Source organism: Mesorhizobium sp. M7A.F.Ca.MR.176.00.0.0 (assembly GCF_004023165.1).
In the GTDB taxonomy this organism is placed as follows: Bacteria; Pseudomonadota; Alphaproteobacteria; order Rhizobiales; family Rhizobiaceae; genus Mesorhizobium.
Genome location: NZ_RZTC01000006.1, coordinates 1 through 15,862 on the forward strand (window position 1 = coordinate 1; position 15,862 = coordinate 15,862).

Below are 15,862 nucleotides of genomic sequence, written 5' to 3' on the forward strand. Positions count from 1 at the left end.
CCCCACTTGAGGGGGAGATGTCCGGCAGGACAGAGGGGGGCGCCGTAGAGTGCTTCCTTTCGCAAATTCTGCCCATTTGGCTCGCCACTTCCTTGATCTCCCTCCCTACCCCCGCCTTCGCCCACGCCTCCGATCGCGGCCATGTCCTGCTCCTGCCGACCGGCTACTATCTGATCGGCGGCGCCTTCGCCGTTGCCGTAAGCTTCCTCGTCCTGGCGCTGCTGCCTGCGGATTTGCTGGACCGTTTCTGGCGCCGGCGCCTGCCGTTGTTTGCCCTCAGCAACGCCGCCCGCACCGTCATCAGCCTGCTCTCCTTTGCCGGCTTTGTAATCCTCATAGCCGCCGGCCTTTTCGGCAGCCGCGACCCGCTTTCCAATCCTCTGCCACTGGTGATCTGGACACTGTTGTGGGCCGGCGTCACGCTGCTGCAGGGTGTCTTCGGCGACCTCTGGTCATGGCTGAACCCCTGGTATGGAGCATGGCGTCTCGCCTCGCGCCTGTTCGGGACCCGGGATCACGGAGCATGGCGCCTGCCCGGATGGGTCGGCTGCTGGCCCGCTGTCATCCTGTTCTTCGCTTTCGCCTGGTTCGAACTCATCGATCCGGCGCCCGACGATCCGGCGCGGCTGGCCTTGGCCGCCGGCCTCTACTGGCTGTTGTCTTTCCTCGCCATGCTGGCGTTCGGCTATCGCGGCTGGAGCCGCAGCGGTGAATTCCTGACGGTTTTCTTCTCGATGGTGGCGCGCTTCGCCGTGGCCGAACGAAACCAAGACGGCCGGCTTGGCTTGTGCTGGCCCGGCGCCAAGCTGCTGACGGCGCAGCCCCTGCCGGCAAGCGGCATCGCCTTCCTGCTGCTGGCCCTGTCGTCGGTGTCCTTCGACGGCCTGTCGAAGACCTTCTTCTGGCTCGGCCTGTTCGGCATCAACCCGCTCGAATTTCCTGGCCGCACCGCGCTGATCGGCAGCGGCACTTGCGGGCTGATCCTGACATTCGCGCTGCTGGCGGCGGTGTTCCTGCTTGCCGTCCGGCTCGGCCAGCGTCTTGCCGGCAGCGATCACACGCTCGGCCAGGCCGCAGGCCTGCTGGTGTGGTCGATCGTGCCGATTGCGCTTGCCTATCACGTTGCGCATTATCTGACGGCGCTGCTCGTGGACGGCCAGTATGCGCTTGCGGCACTGTCCGATCCGTTGGCGCTGGGCTGGAACCTGTTCGGCACCGCCGACATGCAGATCGAGGCCGGCATCGTTGCGGGGGCGGACTCTGCGTGGTGGCTGTGGAATATCCAGGCCGGCGCCATCATCCTGGGCCATGTGCTCGCCGTCCTCGTCGCTCACGGCTTCGCCTGGCGCCTGCACCCACAGCCCTCCCGCGCGGCACTCAGCCAGTTCCCGCTTACACTGCTGATGATCGCCTACACCGTCTTCGGCCTCTGGTTGCTTGCCACGCCGACTGTCGGATGAGAAAAGGCGACCAGCATGCCTTCGGGGAAAGCCCGCTTGCCACGTCGGGGCTTTGGTGATTTAGTTTGTACACATGCGATTTTTTGCCTCGTTACAGCCAGTCAAAACTCAAAAACAGGGGAACTGCCGTGACTGACAAGAATGGGTTTTTCGATCTCTCCAGATCCACGCTCACCCGCCGCACGGCGCTGAAGGGTCTGGTCGCCGGCGCCGGCCTGGGCCTGGCCCCCGGCTACGTCCGCTATTCCCAGGCGCAGAGTTCGGCGCCGATCAAGATCGGCTTCCAGTCGCACCGCACCGGCATCGGCGCCGCCTATGGCCGCTGGTACGAGAAGACCACGGCTGCCGCGGTCAATGCGATCAACGCCGCCGGCGGCATCAACGGCCGTCAGGTCGAGGTGATCATCGAGGATGACGGCACCGATCCCGGCCGTGGCGCCGAGGTGGTCGGCAAGTTCGCCACCCAGCACAAGACCGACATCGTCTTCGGCACGCTGTTCTCGCATGTCGTCATTGGCTCTGCGCCCGCCGCCGGCGAAAACAAGATGCCCTATTTCGTCGTCAGCGAAGGCCATCACGTCGCCTCGACAAAGCTGAACCGCTATGTCTTCCAGCCCGGCATCACCGACGTGAAGAGCCAGATCCAGTCGATGGCGCCGTGGATCGCGGCCAATGCCGGCAAGAAGGTGACGCAGATCTTCCCCGATTTCGCTTTCGGTTACGACCATCGCGACTACCTGCCGCCGGCACTGAAGGCGCAAGGCGGCGAGGTCATCGCGCAGATCGCCATCCCGCCGACGGAATCGTCCTTCACCAAATACTTCCCGCAGATCCCGGCCGAGACCGAGGTGATCTACCACGTCATGGTCGGCCCGGCCGTGCTGACCTTCGTCAAGGAGCTCGGCGAGTTCTATGGCTCCAACCGGCCGCAACTGTTCGGCTTCATCGATTCGCTCGAAGCCACCGACATCAACAGTCCCGGCCTCGAATTCCTCGACGGCAGCCATTTCTGGGAAGGCTCGCCGCGTTATGCGCAGGCCAACGATTCCGAAGCGCAGAAGGCCTACCGCACCGCTGTCGGCATCGATGACAATGGCGCTGCCGTCGGCGATCCCAAGGATGTCTCCACCGCAGCCCACATGTTCGGCTGCTGGGAGACGCTCTATGTCGTCAAGAAGGCAATGGAAGACGCCGGCTACAAGGGTCCGGAAGACCGCGCCAAGCTGGTCGAGGCGACCGAGGCACTGACCGAGTTCGCCGAAGGCCCGCAGCATCCGCAGGGGCCAAAAACCTTCAACGGCAAGATCCACCAGTGCTTTGGTATCCAGAACATCTCCAAGGTCGAGGGCGGCAAGCTCAAGGTCGTGCACAAGACCAAGATCGAGGACGGGCTTTACGAGGCCGAGGGAGATTATACGACGCAGGCGCTGTGAGTTTGGCATTCCAGCAAGCGCCTGCCAGCGTGTAACCGATGCACTTTGGTCCCCACCTCCTCCTCGCTGCCCTCGAAGGCCTCGTCACATCAGCGGTGCTGGCGCTGACGGCGCTTGGGCTGTCCCTGGTGTTCGGTGTCATGCGCGTGGTCAATGTCGCGCATGGCGAGTTCTTCATGCTGGGCGCGGTGCTCGCCTGGGCGATCACCACGGCCATCGGCGGTCACCCTGCGCTCGGCTTCCTGGCGGCGCTGGTGATTGCCCCGCTGATCGTCGGCGCCATTGCGCTGGTCGCCGAACGGCTGGTGCTGCGCCGGCTCAATTACAATCCGGAATCCACCATCGTCGCCACCATCGGCATGCTCTACATCATCCAGCAGCTGGCGCTGACCTTCTATGGCCCGGAGGCTCGGCCGGTCGAGCCGCCGTTCAGCTACCGCATCCTTTTGCCGTGGTTCGGCTATTCCGGCTACAAACTGTCTGTTATCGCCGCTTCCGCGCTGCTGCTCACCGCGACATGGCTGGTGCTGACGCGCACCAGGATCGGCCTCGTCATGCGCGCCACGCAGTATGACAGCGAAACCGCACAGGCCTTCGGCATCCCTGTCGGCCGTGTCTATGGCGGTGTCTTCGCCCTCGGTGCCATGCTGGCGGCCATTGCCGCGGTGCTGATCGTGCCGATCAGCCAGGCGCACTATCTGATGGGACAGGATCCGCTGCTGCTCTCCTTCATCGTTGTCATCATCGGCGGCCTCGGCTCACTGCGCGGAACGGTCGTCGCCGCCGTGCTGATCGGCCTCTCCGACGGCATCATATCGATGTTCTTCTCGCCGACGCTGGCCAAGATCATTGCCACGCTGCTCGTCGCCATGGTGCTGGTGTTCCGCCCGCAAGGCCTGTTCGGGACGGCATCGCGATGACCGAAGCTTCGCCGGCAAAAGCCTATGCCCTGCATCTCGGCGTCATCGCCCTGCTCTTCGTGCTGAGCTTCCTGCTGCCGGACTACTATCACGGCCTGCTTGCCCGCATCATGGTGCTGGCGGTCTTTGCCATGGGCTACAACATGCTGTTCGGCTATGTCGGCCTGCTCAGCCTCGGCCATGCGATGTTCTTCGCCGCCGGGCTCTATGGCGCCGGCCTTGCCGTCATCCAGCTCGGCTGGAGCGTACCAGCGGCATTCGCCTCGGGCCTCGGCTGTGGTGTTGTTGTTTCACTCGTGATCGGCCTGCTGGCGTTGCGCACCACGGGCGTCGCCTTCATGATCGTCACCATGATGTTCGCTCAAGTGTTCTACCTCCTCATCCTCTACTTCGCGACTTGGACCGGCGGCGACCAAGGCATGGTCGTGCCGCAGCCGGCGCGGGTGCTCAGCTTTGGCGCTACATCGCTCGAACTCACCAATCCGACGGTGCGCTACATGACAGCGCTGGCGCTGTTTTCCATCGTGCTGCTCGTCACATTGGCCATCGTCCGCTCCCGCTATGGCCGCGTGCTGGTCGCCATCCGCGAGAATGAGGAGCGCACGAAGATGCTCGGCTACGATACGTTTTCGAACAAGCTCGCCGCCGTCGTCATCTCCGGCATCATCTGCGCGGCCTCGGGGGCCGCCTATGCGCTGCTGTTCGGCTATGTCGGATCGAGCTTCGCGTCGGTGCAGTATTCGATCCTGCCGCTGCTGTGGGTGCTGCTGGGGGGTGCCGCGACGACGCTCGGACCGCTGATCGGCACGCTGTTCATGTACTATGTCATTGATATCACCAGCGGCTACACCTCCGCCTATCTGCTGATCGTCGGCATCGCGCTGATCCTGCTGGTGCTGTTTTTCCCGAAAGGCATTCTGGGCAGCATCCGCCAGCGCTGGCTCGGGTGGCTGCCATGATGCCGCTTTTGACCACCAAGGGCCTGTCGCGCAATTTCGGTGGTCTGCGCGCCGTCGACAATGTCGATTTCGCGCTGATGCCGGGCGAGATCCGCGCCGTGATCGGCCCCAACGGGGCGGGGAAGACCACCTTCGTCAGCCTGGTCAGCGGCCGCATCCAGCCGTCTGCCGGCATGATCGTGTTCGACGGCGCCGACATCACCAATCTGCCTGCCTATGTCAGGGTGCGCAGGGGCATCGCCTACACCTTCCAGCTCACCAGCGTCTATGCCAACCTGTCCGTTTACGCCAACGTCGCGCTGCCCGCGCAACTGACGCAGCGGCATGGCAGTCATTCCAAGAGCGCGATACAGGCCGCTGTCATGACCGCACTGGAACGCACCGGCCTGGCCGATCGTGCCCACATGCCGGCCGGCCAATTGTCCTACGGCCATCAGCGCCTGCTGGAAGTGGCGATGGGCCTGGCGCTGAAGCCGCGCCTGCTGATCCTCGACGAGCCGACGCAAGGACTGGCCGACAGCGAGATCGACAATTTCATCACCCTGGTGCGCGAGATCGCCAAGAACGCCACCGTGCTTCTGATCGAGCACAACATGCCTGTCGTCATGCAACTCGCCGACCGCATCACCGTCTTCAATGCCGGCAAGATCCTCGCCGAAGGCACCCCCGAAGCGATCCGCGAGAACGCGGCGGTGCAGGAAGCCTATCTGGGGACCGCCCCATGACCGAGGCAAAGTCCGAGGCGCTGACCATCTCTGGACTGGACTGCTACTATGGCGAGGTCCAGGTGCTCTATGGCCTCGACCTGGTGCTGAACAAGGGCGAGGTGCTGTGCCTGTTCGGCCGCAATGGCGCCGGCAAGACGATGACGCTGAAAGCCATCATGGGACTGGTTCCCTCAAGCGCCGGCTCGATCAAACTGGCTGGCCAAGAGTTGACTGGTCTGCCGGCGCATGAAGTGCCCAAGGCCGGCGTCGCCTATGTGCCGCAGGGAAGGCGGCTGTTCGCCGAAATGACGGTGGCCGAGAACATCGAGATCGGCCTGATGGCGCGCGGCAAGGGCAAGGCGACGCGTGAAAACGTGCTCGACCTCTTTCCATTGCTGCGCCAGCGGCTGCGGCAGCGTTCCGGCACATTGTCCGGCGGCGAACAGCAGATGCTGGCCATGGCGCGCGCGCTCTGTCTCGAACCGCAAGTGCTGCTGCTCGACGAGCCAACCGAAGGGCTGATGCCGTCGATGATCGCCAAGATCCGCGAGACGGTGTCGAAGCTGCGCGACATGGGCGTCTCGACCATCCTGGTCGAGCAGCGTGTCGATGCCGTGCTTTCGGTCGCCGACCACGTTGCCTTCATCGAAAACGGCCGCAACCGCGAGACGGTCGACGTCGAGGAGTTGCGCGCCGACCCGTCGGCGGTGCGCCGCTATGTCGGCGTCGGGTGATCAGCCGAAGAACAGAAAGCCCGCGACCAAAAATGTCGGGATCAGCACCAGCCCAGACCACAGCATGTAGCCGAAGAAGCCCGGCATCTTCACGCCGCGATGGCGGGCGATGGCGTAGACCATGAAGTTCGGTGCATTGCCGATATAGGTGTTGGCGCCCATGAACACGGCTCCGGCCGAGATCGCGGCAAGCGTCGAAGCGAACTCCGTCATCAGGTGCCTTGGGTCGCCACCGGCAAGCTCGAAAAACACCAGATAGGTCGGCGCATTGTCGAGGAAGGACGACAATGCCCCTGTCAGCCAGAAATAGGCGAGATCGTTGGGCGCACCCGAGGGTGAACTGACAAGCGACACCAGCGGCGCCAGTGCCCCCTCATGGCTCGCCCTGAGGATGGCGATGACCGGCACGATGCAGACGAAGATGCCGGCAAACAATTTGGCCACCTCCGCTATCGGACCCCAGTTGAAGCCGTTCGCCTCGCGGTGGCTCTTGTAGGAGAGCGGAAGCGACAGCAGGGCGAGCGCCAGGATGATGGCATCGCGCACCAGGTTCTGCAGTTCCAGGCTGACCCCGAACACGGAGAAGCTGACGCCCGGCTTCCAGGCCGCCGACAGCAGGATGGCGCCGATCACACCTGCCAGCAGCGGAAGGTTGGCCAGGCCGCGCAGACGCACCGTCGTGTCCGGCGTCGGATCCTTGATCTTCGGCGCGCCAGCCTCGCGCCGATGCAGGATGATGTCGATGCCCAGGAAGACGGCCAGCACGGCACCGCCGACGAACAGGGTCTCGCGCCAGAGATTGGCGGTCGTCCAGAAGAAGTCGACACCTCTGAGGAAGCCGACGAACAGCGGCGGATCGCCAAGCGGCGTCAGCGAGCCGCCGATGTTGGACACCAGGAAGATGAAGAAGATGACGACATGGGCGTTGAACGGCCTGTTATCGTTGGCGCGGATGATCGGCCGGATCAGGATCATCGAGGCACCGGTCGTGCCTATCACCGAGGCCAGCAGCGCGCCGACCAGCAGCAGGCTTGCATTCACCAGCGGCGTGCCGTGAATGTTGCCGGCAAGGAGAATGCCGCCCGAAATGGTGAACAGCGCAAACAGCAGGATGATGAACGACATGTATTCCGTGAGCAACGCATGCAGCACCGCTTCGGTCGCTGTGGGACCACCGAAGGCAGCCGCCAGCGGCACGATCACCAGTGCGGCCCAAAGGGCCGATATCTTGCCGTAGTGATGTTCCCAGACATGAGGAAACAGCAGCGGACCGGTGGCGATCGACAATAGCAGCCCGGCAAAGGGCAGCGCCCACCACAGCGACATCGAAGCACCGGGCAGGCCGTGGTCTTCGGCGGCGAATGCCTGTGCCGGAAACAGCATCGCGGCAATCATTGCAGCGCATGCTGCCAACAAGGGGATCAAATATAAAAAAGGCCCCCTCATCCGGCCGCTACGCGGCCACCTATGCCGGGGCGAGTCACGGGCCTCGCCCGTCCTTCGGACCCCCGCTGGGGAGAAGAGACGAGCTTCGGCGCCGGCAGCCTCCTCTCCCCTCGGGGAGAGGTCGGATTGCCCCGAATTGCCCTTCGCAATTCGGCTGGCAATCCGGGTGAGGGGGTGCTTGCCCAACGGCCGTTCAATCCGACAAAGGGTCTTCGAGCGTCACGCCGGCGTCGCGCATGCGCTGCAGCATTGTATCGAGCGAAGCGTTGAGATCGATGCCGCGGCAGGCATCGAGCCGCACTGTGGTTTTGAAGCCCTGGCTGACGGCGTCCAGCGCCGAAAAGCCGACGCAGAAATCGGTCGCCAGCCCGACCAGGGTCAGCGTGTCGATGCCGCGCTCCCGGAGGTAGCCGGCAAGGCCGGTCTGGGTCGTGCGGTCGTTCTCGAAGAAAGCCGAATAGCTGTCGATATCAGGCCGAAATCCCTTGCGAATGACGAGCTCGGCCTTGGTCCAGGCGAGGCCGGAATGGAAATCCGAGCCCAGGCTGCCCTGGATGCAGTGGTCCGGCCACAGCGTCTGCTGACCATAGGGCATTTCGATCATCGTGAAAGGCTGCGCGCCCGGATGGCTGGAGGCAAAGCTGGAATGACCGGCGGGATGCCAGTCCTGCGTCAGCACGACGTGGTCGGTTCGCCGGATCAGGTCGTTGACCAGCGGCACGATCTCATCGCCGCCGGCAACCGCCAGCGCGCCGCCGGGACAAAAATCGTTCTGCAGGTCGATGACAACAAGCGCTTCGTCGGCCATGGGCTTTCCTCTTCCGTATGCAGGCTCCAGTGGAAAATGCCGCTGACGCGACCGGACGCAGAAACTTGACCAGATGGCCGGCGGCGTCAACCTCTCGTGACATAACAAATGCGTGCCGGCCGGGCCGCCGCAAACTCGGGCTTTGACAAATCCTGCGGGCTTGATATCATTTGCATACGAATGAGTTTCTCGGCTCGAACGCCGGAAATACCGGATTCGGAAAGTTCCTTTCTGGAAGGCAAAGCGTGATCCGTTACGCGAAACCCACCTCGGTCGACGAAGCGCTCGCTTTGCTTGGCGAGGGCGCCTGGCGCATCCTTGCCGGCGGCACCGATTTTTATCCGGCACAGGGCAGCAAACCCTTCCGCGACAATGTTCTCGACGTTAACGGCCTGGCTTCGCTGCGCGGCATTGCCGAGACGAGCGATCATTTCGTCATCGGCGCGCGCACGACCTGGACCGACATCGTCCGCCATCCCTTGCCGCCGGCCTTCGATGCGCTGAAACAGGCGGCGCGTGAGGTTGGCTCGGTGCAGATCCAGAACGTCGCCTCGGTCGCCGGCAATCTCTGCAACGCATCGCCTGCCGCAGACGGCGTGCCGGCCCTGCTCGTCCTCGACGCGGAGGTCGAGCTGCGCTCAGTTGCCGCGACGCGGCACCTGCCGCTGCAGGACTTCATTCTCGGCAATCGCCACACGGCTCTGCTGCCCGGTGAGATGGTTACGGCGATCCGCGTGCCGAGAACCGCCGCTGCGGGCATGTCGGCTTTCGTCAAGCTCGGCGCGCGCCGTTATCTCGTCATTTCCATCGCCATGGTGGCGGCGCGTCTGGTCGTCCAGGATGGCCTTGTCCGGCAAGCGGCGGTCGCCGCCGGCTCCTGTTCGGTGGTGGCCAAGCGGCTGGCCGGCGTCGAAGCCGCGCTGCACGGTCTGCCGGTGGACGGCGGACTCGCCGACGCGGTCCTGGCCGCGCCGATGGCAGAACTGTCGCCGATCGCCGATGTGCGCGGCAGCGCCGAATACCGGCTCGATGCGGTGCGCGAGATTGTTGCCCGCACGGTGCTCGCGGCTATGGGGCTTACGACTGGCGAAGAGGTGGCGGCATGAGCCAAATTCAGCCTGACGCGCGTGAAGCCCTGCCCGATCCGGGCAGGGCCCAGCCAGGCTTCGGCGCTTTGCGCGCCGATATCGCCTTCGAGGTCAACGGCGCCGCCATCTCGGTCAATGTGCCGCCCCTGCGCCGCCTGTCCCTGGTGCTGCGCGATGAATTGCTGTTGACCGGCACGAAGGTCGGCTGCGACGCCGGCGACTGCGGCGCCTGTACGGTGCTGGTCGACGGCGATCCCGTCTGCGCCTGCCTGATGTCGGCGGCTTCCGCCGCCGGGACGGCGGTAACATCCGTCGAAGGCCTCGCCAATGGCCGGCTGTCGGCGCTGCAGGCCTCGTTCCTTGCCCATGGCGCGGCGCAGTGCGGCATCTGCACGCCGGCGCTGCTGGTCGCGGCAACGGCGTTGCTGGACAAACAGCCAAGCCCGACCGAGGCCGAGGTGCAGGATGCGCTGGGCGGTATTCTCTGCCGCTGCACCGGCTACCGGAAGATCATCGCGGCGGTGATGGATGCGTCCCTGCAGGGCGCAAGCCTCGATTTCCGCTTGCCTCGATCAGGCCATGCGATCGGCTCCTCGCCCGTCCGGCTCGACGGCCTGCCGAAGGTCACCGGGGCTGAGAAATTCGGCGGCGATTCCTTCCCCGCCGATGCGCTGGCCGTGCTGGTGGTCCGCTCGCCGCATTATCACGCCAGCTTCGCCTTCGGCGATCTGGACGGCTGGGAGAAGGCACATCCCGGCGTTGCCGGTGTCTTCACCGCCGCTGACATTCCGGGAAAAAACTGTTTCGGCGTCATCGGCCCGTTCGCCGACCAGCCGGCGCTGGCAGAAAGGTTTGCCCGCCTTCGCGGTGAGGCTGTGGCGCTGGTCGCCGGCGAGCGCGAGGCGATGCTCGATCTCGACCTCTCGGACTTTCCGATCCGCTGGACCGAATTACCGCATGTTCTCCAATCCTGCGAAGCGCGCGCCGAGGGTGCCAAGCTCATTCATGAGAACAGGCCGGCAAACTTGCTGACCTCCGGCTTCGTCGAACGCGGCGATCCGGAAGCAGCGCTTGCCGGCGCGGCTTTCACCGTCTCTGGCGCCATCGACACCTCCTATGTCGAGCACGCCTATATCGAACCGGAAGCCGGCTATGCCTATCTGGACGGCGACACGCTGGTCGTCGTCGCCTGCACCCAGGCGCCCTATATGGACCGCGACGAGACGGCGAAGGTGCTCGGCCTAGCCGTCGACAAGGTGCGCATCGTGCCGACCGCGACCGGCGGCGGTTTCGGCTCCAAACTCGACGTTTCGCTGCAGCCGCTGATTGGCCTTGTGGCGATAAAGACGGGGCGGCCGGCGGCACTTGCCTACACCCGCAACGAATCGATGGTGTCGACCACCAAGCGCCATCCGGCCGAGATGAAGGCGACCATCGGCGCCGATGCCGACGGCATTGTCACCAGCATGATCTTCGAAGGTGACTTCAACACCGGCGCGTATGCAAGCTGGGGCCCTACCGTGGCCAACCGCGTGCCGGTGCACGCCTCCGGACCCTATGCGACGCCGAATTACCGCGCCGAAGGCCGCGCCATCCACACGCATGGGCCGATCTCCGGCGCCTTCCGCGGCTTCGGCGTGCCGCAAGCGACGATCATGCAGGAGACGCTGTATGACGAGCTAGCCGGCAAGCTCGGCATGGACCGGCTCGATTTTCGCTTGAAGAACTGCCTTCGTAACGGATCCGAAACGGTTACCGGGCAGCTTCTGGAGTCCGGCGTCGGCATTGCCGAATGCCTCGAATCGCTGCAGCCGCACTGGGTGCGCGCAACGGCCGATGCGGATGCGTTCAACCGTGCCAGCAGGGATAGAAAGCGCGGCGTTGGCGTCGCGTCCTGCTGGTATGGCTGCGGCAACACCTCGCTGCCCAATCCGTCGACCATCCGGGTCGGCATCGCGGCTGACGGCACGGTCATCCTGCACCAGGGCGCCGTCGATATCGGCCAGGGATCGAACACGGTCATCGCCCAGATATGCGCCGACGCGCTCGGCCTGCCGCTTGAGAAATTCCAGTTGAAGAGCGCCGATACAGCCATCACCCCCGACGCCGGCAAGACCTCGGCCTCGCGCCAGACCTTCGTCACCGGCAAGGCGGCCGAAAAGGCTGGCCGCGCCTTGCGCGAAAAGATCCTGCGCTTCGCCAATGTTTCGGAAAAAGCCGCTCTGCAACTGGACGGTTCGGTGATCGTCATCCGCGAGGGAGAAGCCACCCGCCGCATCGATCTCGCTACATTGGACGTGGATGCCGAAGGCTTCGTCTTTCGCGCCGAGGAGACCTACGACCCGCCGACGCTGCCCCTCGACGCCAAGGGCCAGGGCAAACCCTACGCCGTCTACGGCTATGGCGCGCAGATCGCCGAATTGGAGGTCGACCTCAAGCTCGGCACGGTGAAGCTGCTGAAAATCACCGCCGCGCATGATGTCGGCAAGGCGATCAACCCGCTGCTGGCCGAGGGCCAGATCGAAGGCGGCATTGCGCAAGGCATCGGCATGGCGCTGATGGAAGAGTATATCCCCGGCCGCACCGAGAATCTGCACGATTATCTCATCCCGACCATTGGCGACGTGCCGCCGATCGAGACCATCCTGATAGAAGTTCCGGATCCGGAAGGACCCTTTGGTGCCAAGGGTTTGGGCGAGCACGTGCTGATCCCGACGGCGCCGGCGATCCTCAACGCCATCCGCCACGCCACCGGTGTGCTGGTCACCAAGATTCCGGCGACGCCGACGCGTATCCGCGCTGGCATCCGCGAAAAAGATGGCATCCGCGAAAAGGAGGCACGCCGATGAGCGAGCTTGCCGAGCGCTTCGAAACCCATGATCCCGGCGAGAAGCTGGTGGCGGAGAAGATCCGCTGCGATGCCTGTCCGGTGATGTGCTACATCGCTGACGGGCGCACCGGAGCATGCGACCGCTACGGCAATGTCGGCGGCAGGATCGTGCGGACGGACCCGCTGACCATCCTCGACCATGCGGCCGAGACCGGCGCGGCAATCGTACCGTTCGTCGCCGAGGGCGAGGCATGGGACGGCGAACTGGTCAACACCGGCCGCCGCTTCGTCACCGCAATAGGCGCCGGCACCACCTATCCCGACTACAAGCCGGCCCCGTTCATCGTCAGCCAGGAAGTCGAGGGCGTCGATCTCGTCACCGTCGTCACCGAAGGCATTTTTTCGTACTGCGGCGTCAAGGTGAAGATCGATACCGACCGGCATATCGGACCCGAGACGGCAATAGTCCGCGCAGCCGGCGAAGCGATCGGCCATGTCACCACAGGCGAATATGGCTCGCAGATGCTGTCGCTGGGCGGTGTCCATCACCTCACCGGCGGCTCCAAGGCCGAGGGTCGCGCCACCTGTGACGCGCTGCTCAATCTGTGCAACCGCAAGCCGGTGGAACTGGCCATCGATGGCGGCGCCACCATCATAGTCGAAGCCGGCAAAGCACCAGTCATCGACGGCAAGCAGGAACACCGCATGCGTGTCGGCTGCGGCTCGGCCACCATCGGCATGTTCGCCACGCAATGGCGCGGCCTTGTCGACGAGGTGGTGGTGGTCGACGACCACATCACCGGCGTCGTTTCCGAGCATCAGGCCGGCAAGGTGCTGGGCTGGCAGGATACAGGTATAAAAATAGTCGGCCGCCGTTCGACGCCGGGCCGCTATTTCAAGGTCTCCGAACCCGGGCTGGGCTGGGGCGGCACCAGCATTTCAGACCCGCTGTCGATCCTCGGCGAATGGAATGCCAAGAAAGGCGCGCGGCCGGGCCTTTCGCTGCTGATGGTGTCGACCACCGGGGAACAGTTCGCCTATTACGAACTCGACGACGAACTGAAACCGGTGCAAAAACCTTTCCCCGAACGGCTGCAGAAGTCGGTCGGGCTGATCGAGGACAATTGCGAGCCAGCTTTGTGCACAGTGCTGTTCATCGGCGGCGCCGGCGGCTCGCTGCGGGCCGGCGTCACCGAAAACCCGGTCAATCTCACCCGCTCGGTTCAGGGCCTGACCACCTATGTCACGGTCGGCGGCGCGCCGGTCTATGTCTGGCCGGGCGGCGGCATCACGCTGATGGTCGATGTCACCAGAGTGCCTGAGGGTGCCTTCGGCTATGTGCCGACGCCGGCGCTGGTGGCGCCTATCGAATTCACGCTGCGCCGCGACGACTATGTCAGGCTCGGCGGGTACGAGGCCGAGATCCGCAGCGTCGAGGATATTGTCGCAAAAGGCGGTGAGTACCTGAATCCGCGCCGCGGCACAGGCGCCGAAGCCACCAATCCATGGCCGCCACTCGCGCAGCTGCGCCGTGCCGGCTCGAACGGGGCCGGGTGATGCAAGGCCCGCAAGCCAACTGGCTGCAGGACGGCAAGCGGCTCCATCTCAACCACGGGCCGATCGACCTGATCGTCGAGGTTTTTGGTGAGGCGGATGAATGCCGCCGAGCCTATGAACAGGCGGTAGCGCGGTTCCAGACGATCCTGATGGAGCTGGTCGAGGAGCTCCCCGAATTGCGACTACCGGCGTTTTTCCTGGCGCCGCGCACCTTCGCCGGCCCGACGGCGCGCCGCATGGAAGCAGCCGTCATGCCCCTGGCGGAATGCTTCATAACACCGATGGCCGCCGTCGCGGGATCGGTAGCCGACGAAATGCTCGCCGCATTGCTTGCCGGCCGCAAGCTCGATCGCGCCTATGTCAACAATGGTGGCGACTGCGCAATCCATATCGGCAGGGGACAGTCGATGGGATTGGCGGTCGCCGGCACCGGTAACGGCATGGCGGACCGGATCACGATCCGCGCGGAAGATCGCGTTCGCGGCGTTGCCACCAGCGGCTGGCGCGGCCGCTCCTTCTCGCTTGGCATTGCCGACGCCGTCACCGTGCTCGCGCGGACCGGCGCCGAGGCCGATGCGGCGGCGACCCTCATTGCCAACGCGGTGGACCTGCCCGGCAATCCAGCCATCAAGCGCATTCCCGCGCACGAACTGTCGCCCGACAGCGATCTCGGCGCGCGGCTGGTGACACATGGTGTCGGCACGCTTGGCCTTGGCGAAGTGGCGCGGGCGCTGGACAATGGCCTTGCCGTCGCCGAAGATTTTCGCCGGCGCGGCCTGATTGCCGGATCGGCGCTGTTTCTTGGCGGTGAGATCCGCATCAGTGGCTCGGTCGCGCTTGCAGCGCCCAACAAAAGTTCGAGGGAGGAAGTTGCCCATGCCTGAGTTTTCGATCCGCAAAATCGCGGTGCTGACCGAAGAGATTTTTCACGAGGGCGGGCCGGTGGCCCAGGTGCCGCGCCGCCGCGCCGCCGCCATGGCCCTGGTGAAAAACCCGTTCGCCGGGCGCTATGTCGAAGACTTGCAGAGCGCCATGGACGATCTGAAGCCGCTCGGCCTGTTGCTCGCCGATCGGCTGATCGCGGCGCTCGGCGGCGACGTCAAGCAGATCGACGGCTACGGCAAGGGCGCCATTGTCGGCACGGCGGGCGAGTTGGAGCACGGTGCGCTGTGGCATGTGCCCGGCGGCTACGCCATGCGCGAACGGCTCGGCGACGCCAAGGCGATCGTGCCGTCGGCCAAGAAGGTCGGCGCGTTCGGTTCAAAGCTCGATGTACCGCTCGGCCACATCAACGCCGCCTATGTGCGCAGCCATTTCGACGCCATGGAAGTCGGCATCAGCGATGGTCCGCGCCCGGACGAAATCCTGTTCTGCCTCGCCATGACCTGTGGCCCGCGCATCCACGATCGCATGGGTGGTCTCGCGGCCGATGACATCAAAGCCTGGGATGGCTTGCGGTGAGCGCCGAGGACAATCTGCTCAAGCTGGTCGAGGTCGAGGCGCCGGACGACCAGGATTACCTCCTGCAGGAGCAGGTCGGCTTCATCCTGCGCAAGGCGCATCAGCGCCATGTGGCGATCTTTGCCGCGCATATCGGCGATCTGACGCCGCCGCAATTCGCGGCGTTGGCCAAGCTGCGTGACGTCGGCGAGACCTCGCAGAACCAGCTCGGCACGCTGATCGCGATGGATGCGGCGACGGTGAAGGGCGTCATCGACCGGCTGAAGGCGCGCGGCCTGGTTGAGCTTTCCAGGCACGAGGTCGACAAGAGACGGCTGCTGGTCAATCTGACCGCGGCAGGCCGCGATGCCATCGACCGCCTGATCCCGCTGGCGCGCGAGATCACCCAGGAAACGCTGGCGCCGCTCTCCGCCAAGGAGATCGCCACCTTCATGAAGCTGCTGGTGAAGCTGGCTTAGA

The 15,862-nt window shown here is 64.7% G+C and carries 14 protein-coding genes; 12 read left to right on the top strand and 2 right to left on the bottom strand.

The features are described from left to right. The first annotated feature begins 17 nt into the window (after positions 1-17). The 6 genes from EOB59_RS03635 to EOB59_RS03660 all read left to right on the top strand — a co-directional run bounded on the left by EOB59_RS03635 (position 18) and on the right by EOB59_RS03660 (position 6,213). Complete coding sequence (locus EOB59_RS03635) at positions 18-1,460, top strand: hypothetical protein (RefSeq protein WP_128287690.1); 1,443 nt, start codon at positions 18-20, stop codon at positions 1,458-1,460. Between the two features lie 128 nt (positions 1,461-1,588). After that, positions 1,589-2,893: an ABC transporter substrate-binding protein gene (locus EOB59_RS03640; protein ID WP_128287691.1), complete on the top strand. Its 1,305-nt coding sequence runs from the start codon at positions 1,589-1,591 to the stop codon at positions 2,891-2,893. 38 nt (positions 2,894-2,931) lie between these two features. After that, positions 2,932-3,813 (top strand): branched-chain amino acid ABC transporter permease, encoded by an 882-nt coding sequence (locus EOB59_RS03645; RefSeq protein WP_128287692.1) that lies wholly within the window; start codon positions 2,932-2,934, stop codon positions 3,811-3,813. Continuing rightward, the gene (locus EOB59_RS03650; protein ID WP_128287693.1) at positions 3,810-4,772 is read left to right on the top strand and encodes a branched-chain amino acid ABC transporter permease; all 963 of its coding nucleotides are present in this window, start codon (positions 3,810-3,812) and stop codon (positions 4,770-4,772) included. Before EOB59_RS03645 ends, EOB59_RS03650 begins: the two co-directional genes overlap by 4 nt. Next, a complete protein-coding gene (locus EOB59_RS03655) occupies positions 4,769-5,497 on the top strand; it encodes an ABC transporter ATP-binding protein (RefSeq protein ID WP_127321451.1) in 729 nt (242 codons plus the stop codon). Before EOB59_RS03650 ends, EOB59_RS03655 begins: the two co-directional genes overlap by 4 nt. Continuing rightward, positions 5,494-6,213 carry an ABC transporter ATP-binding protein gene (locus EOB59_RS03660; RefSeq protein ID WP_128287694.1) on the top strand — a complete coding sequence of 240 codons (720 nt, stop codon included), beginning with the start codon at positions 5,494-5,496 and terminating at the stop codon, positions 6,211-6,213. Before EOB59_RS03655 ends, EOB59_RS03660 begins: the two co-directional genes overlap by 4 nt. Here the strand turns inward: EOB59_RS03660 and EOB59_RS03665 are convergent, their stop codons facing one another. Together EOB59_RS03665 and pncA are read right to left on the bottom strand one after the other, a co-directional pair. Further along, positions 6,214-7,608, bottom strand: a complete 1,395-nt coding sequence (locus EOB59_RS03665) for a sodium:proton antiporter (protein ID WP_245482578.1) — start codon at positions 7,606-7,608, stop codon at positions 6,214-6,216. It abuts the gene before it with no gap. A gap of 244 nt (positions 7,609-7,852) precedes the next feature. Then, a complete protein-coding gene (gene pncA / locus EOB59_RS03670; protein ID WP_127395498.1) occupies positions 7,853-8,467 on the bottom strand; it encodes a bifunctional nicotinamidase/pyrazinamidase in 615 nt (204 codons plus the stop codon). A 245-nt stretch (positions 8,468-8,712) separates the two neighbouring features. Between pncA and EOB59_RS03675 the strand changes: the two genes are divergently transcribed. From EOB59_RS03675 to EOB59_RS03700, 6 genes are read left to right on the top strand one after another with little or no spacing between them, the layout of a single operon-like run. Further along, entirely contained in the window at positions 8,713-9,573 is an 861-nt protein-coding gene (locus EOB59_RS03675) for a xanthine dehydrogenase family protein subunit M (RefSeq protein ID WP_128287695.1), read from the top strand. Next, positions 9,570-12,404, top strand: coding sequence for a molybdopterin-dependent oxidoreductase (locus EOB59_RS03680; RefSeq protein ID WP_128287696.1), 2,835 nt, complete (start codon positions 9,570-9,572; stop codon positions 12,402-12,404). The genes EOB59_RS03675 and EOB59_RS03680 overlap by 4 nt, the downstream gene beginning before the upstream one ends. Beyond that, the gene (locus EOB59_RS03685) at positions 12,401-13,942 is read left to right on the top strand and encodes a 6-hydroxynicotinate reductase (RefSeq protein ID WP_127395501.1); all 1,542 of its coding nucleotides are present in this window, start codon (positions 12,401-12,403) and stop codon (positions 13,940-13,942) included. The genes EOB59_RS03680 and EOB59_RS03685 overlap by 4 nt, the downstream gene beginning before the upstream one ends. Further along, complete coding sequence (locus EOB59_RS03690; protein ID WP_128287697.1) at positions 13,942-14,826, top strand: UPF0280 family protein; 885 nt, start codon at positions 13,942-13,944, stop codon at positions 14,824-14,826. Before EOB59_RS03685 ends, EOB59_RS03690 begins: the two co-directional genes overlap by 1 nt. Continuing rightward, complete coding sequence (locus tag EOB59_RS03695) at positions 14,819-15,403, top strand: amino acid synthesis family protein (RefSeq protein WP_127395503.1); 585 nt, start codon at positions 14,819-14,821, stop codon at positions 15,401-15,403. Before EOB59_RS03690 ends, EOB59_RS03695 begins: the two co-directional genes overlap by 8 nt. Then, on the top strand, positions 15,400-15,861 hold the full coding sequence (locus tag EOB59_RS03700; RefSeq protein WP_127395504.1) for a MarR family transcriptional regulator: 462 nt from the start codon (positions 15,400-15,402) through the stop codon (positions 15,859-15,861). The genes EOB59_RS03695 and EOB59_RS03700 overlap by 4 nt, the downstream gene beginning before the upstream one ends. Position 15,862: the final 1 nt, after the last annotated feature.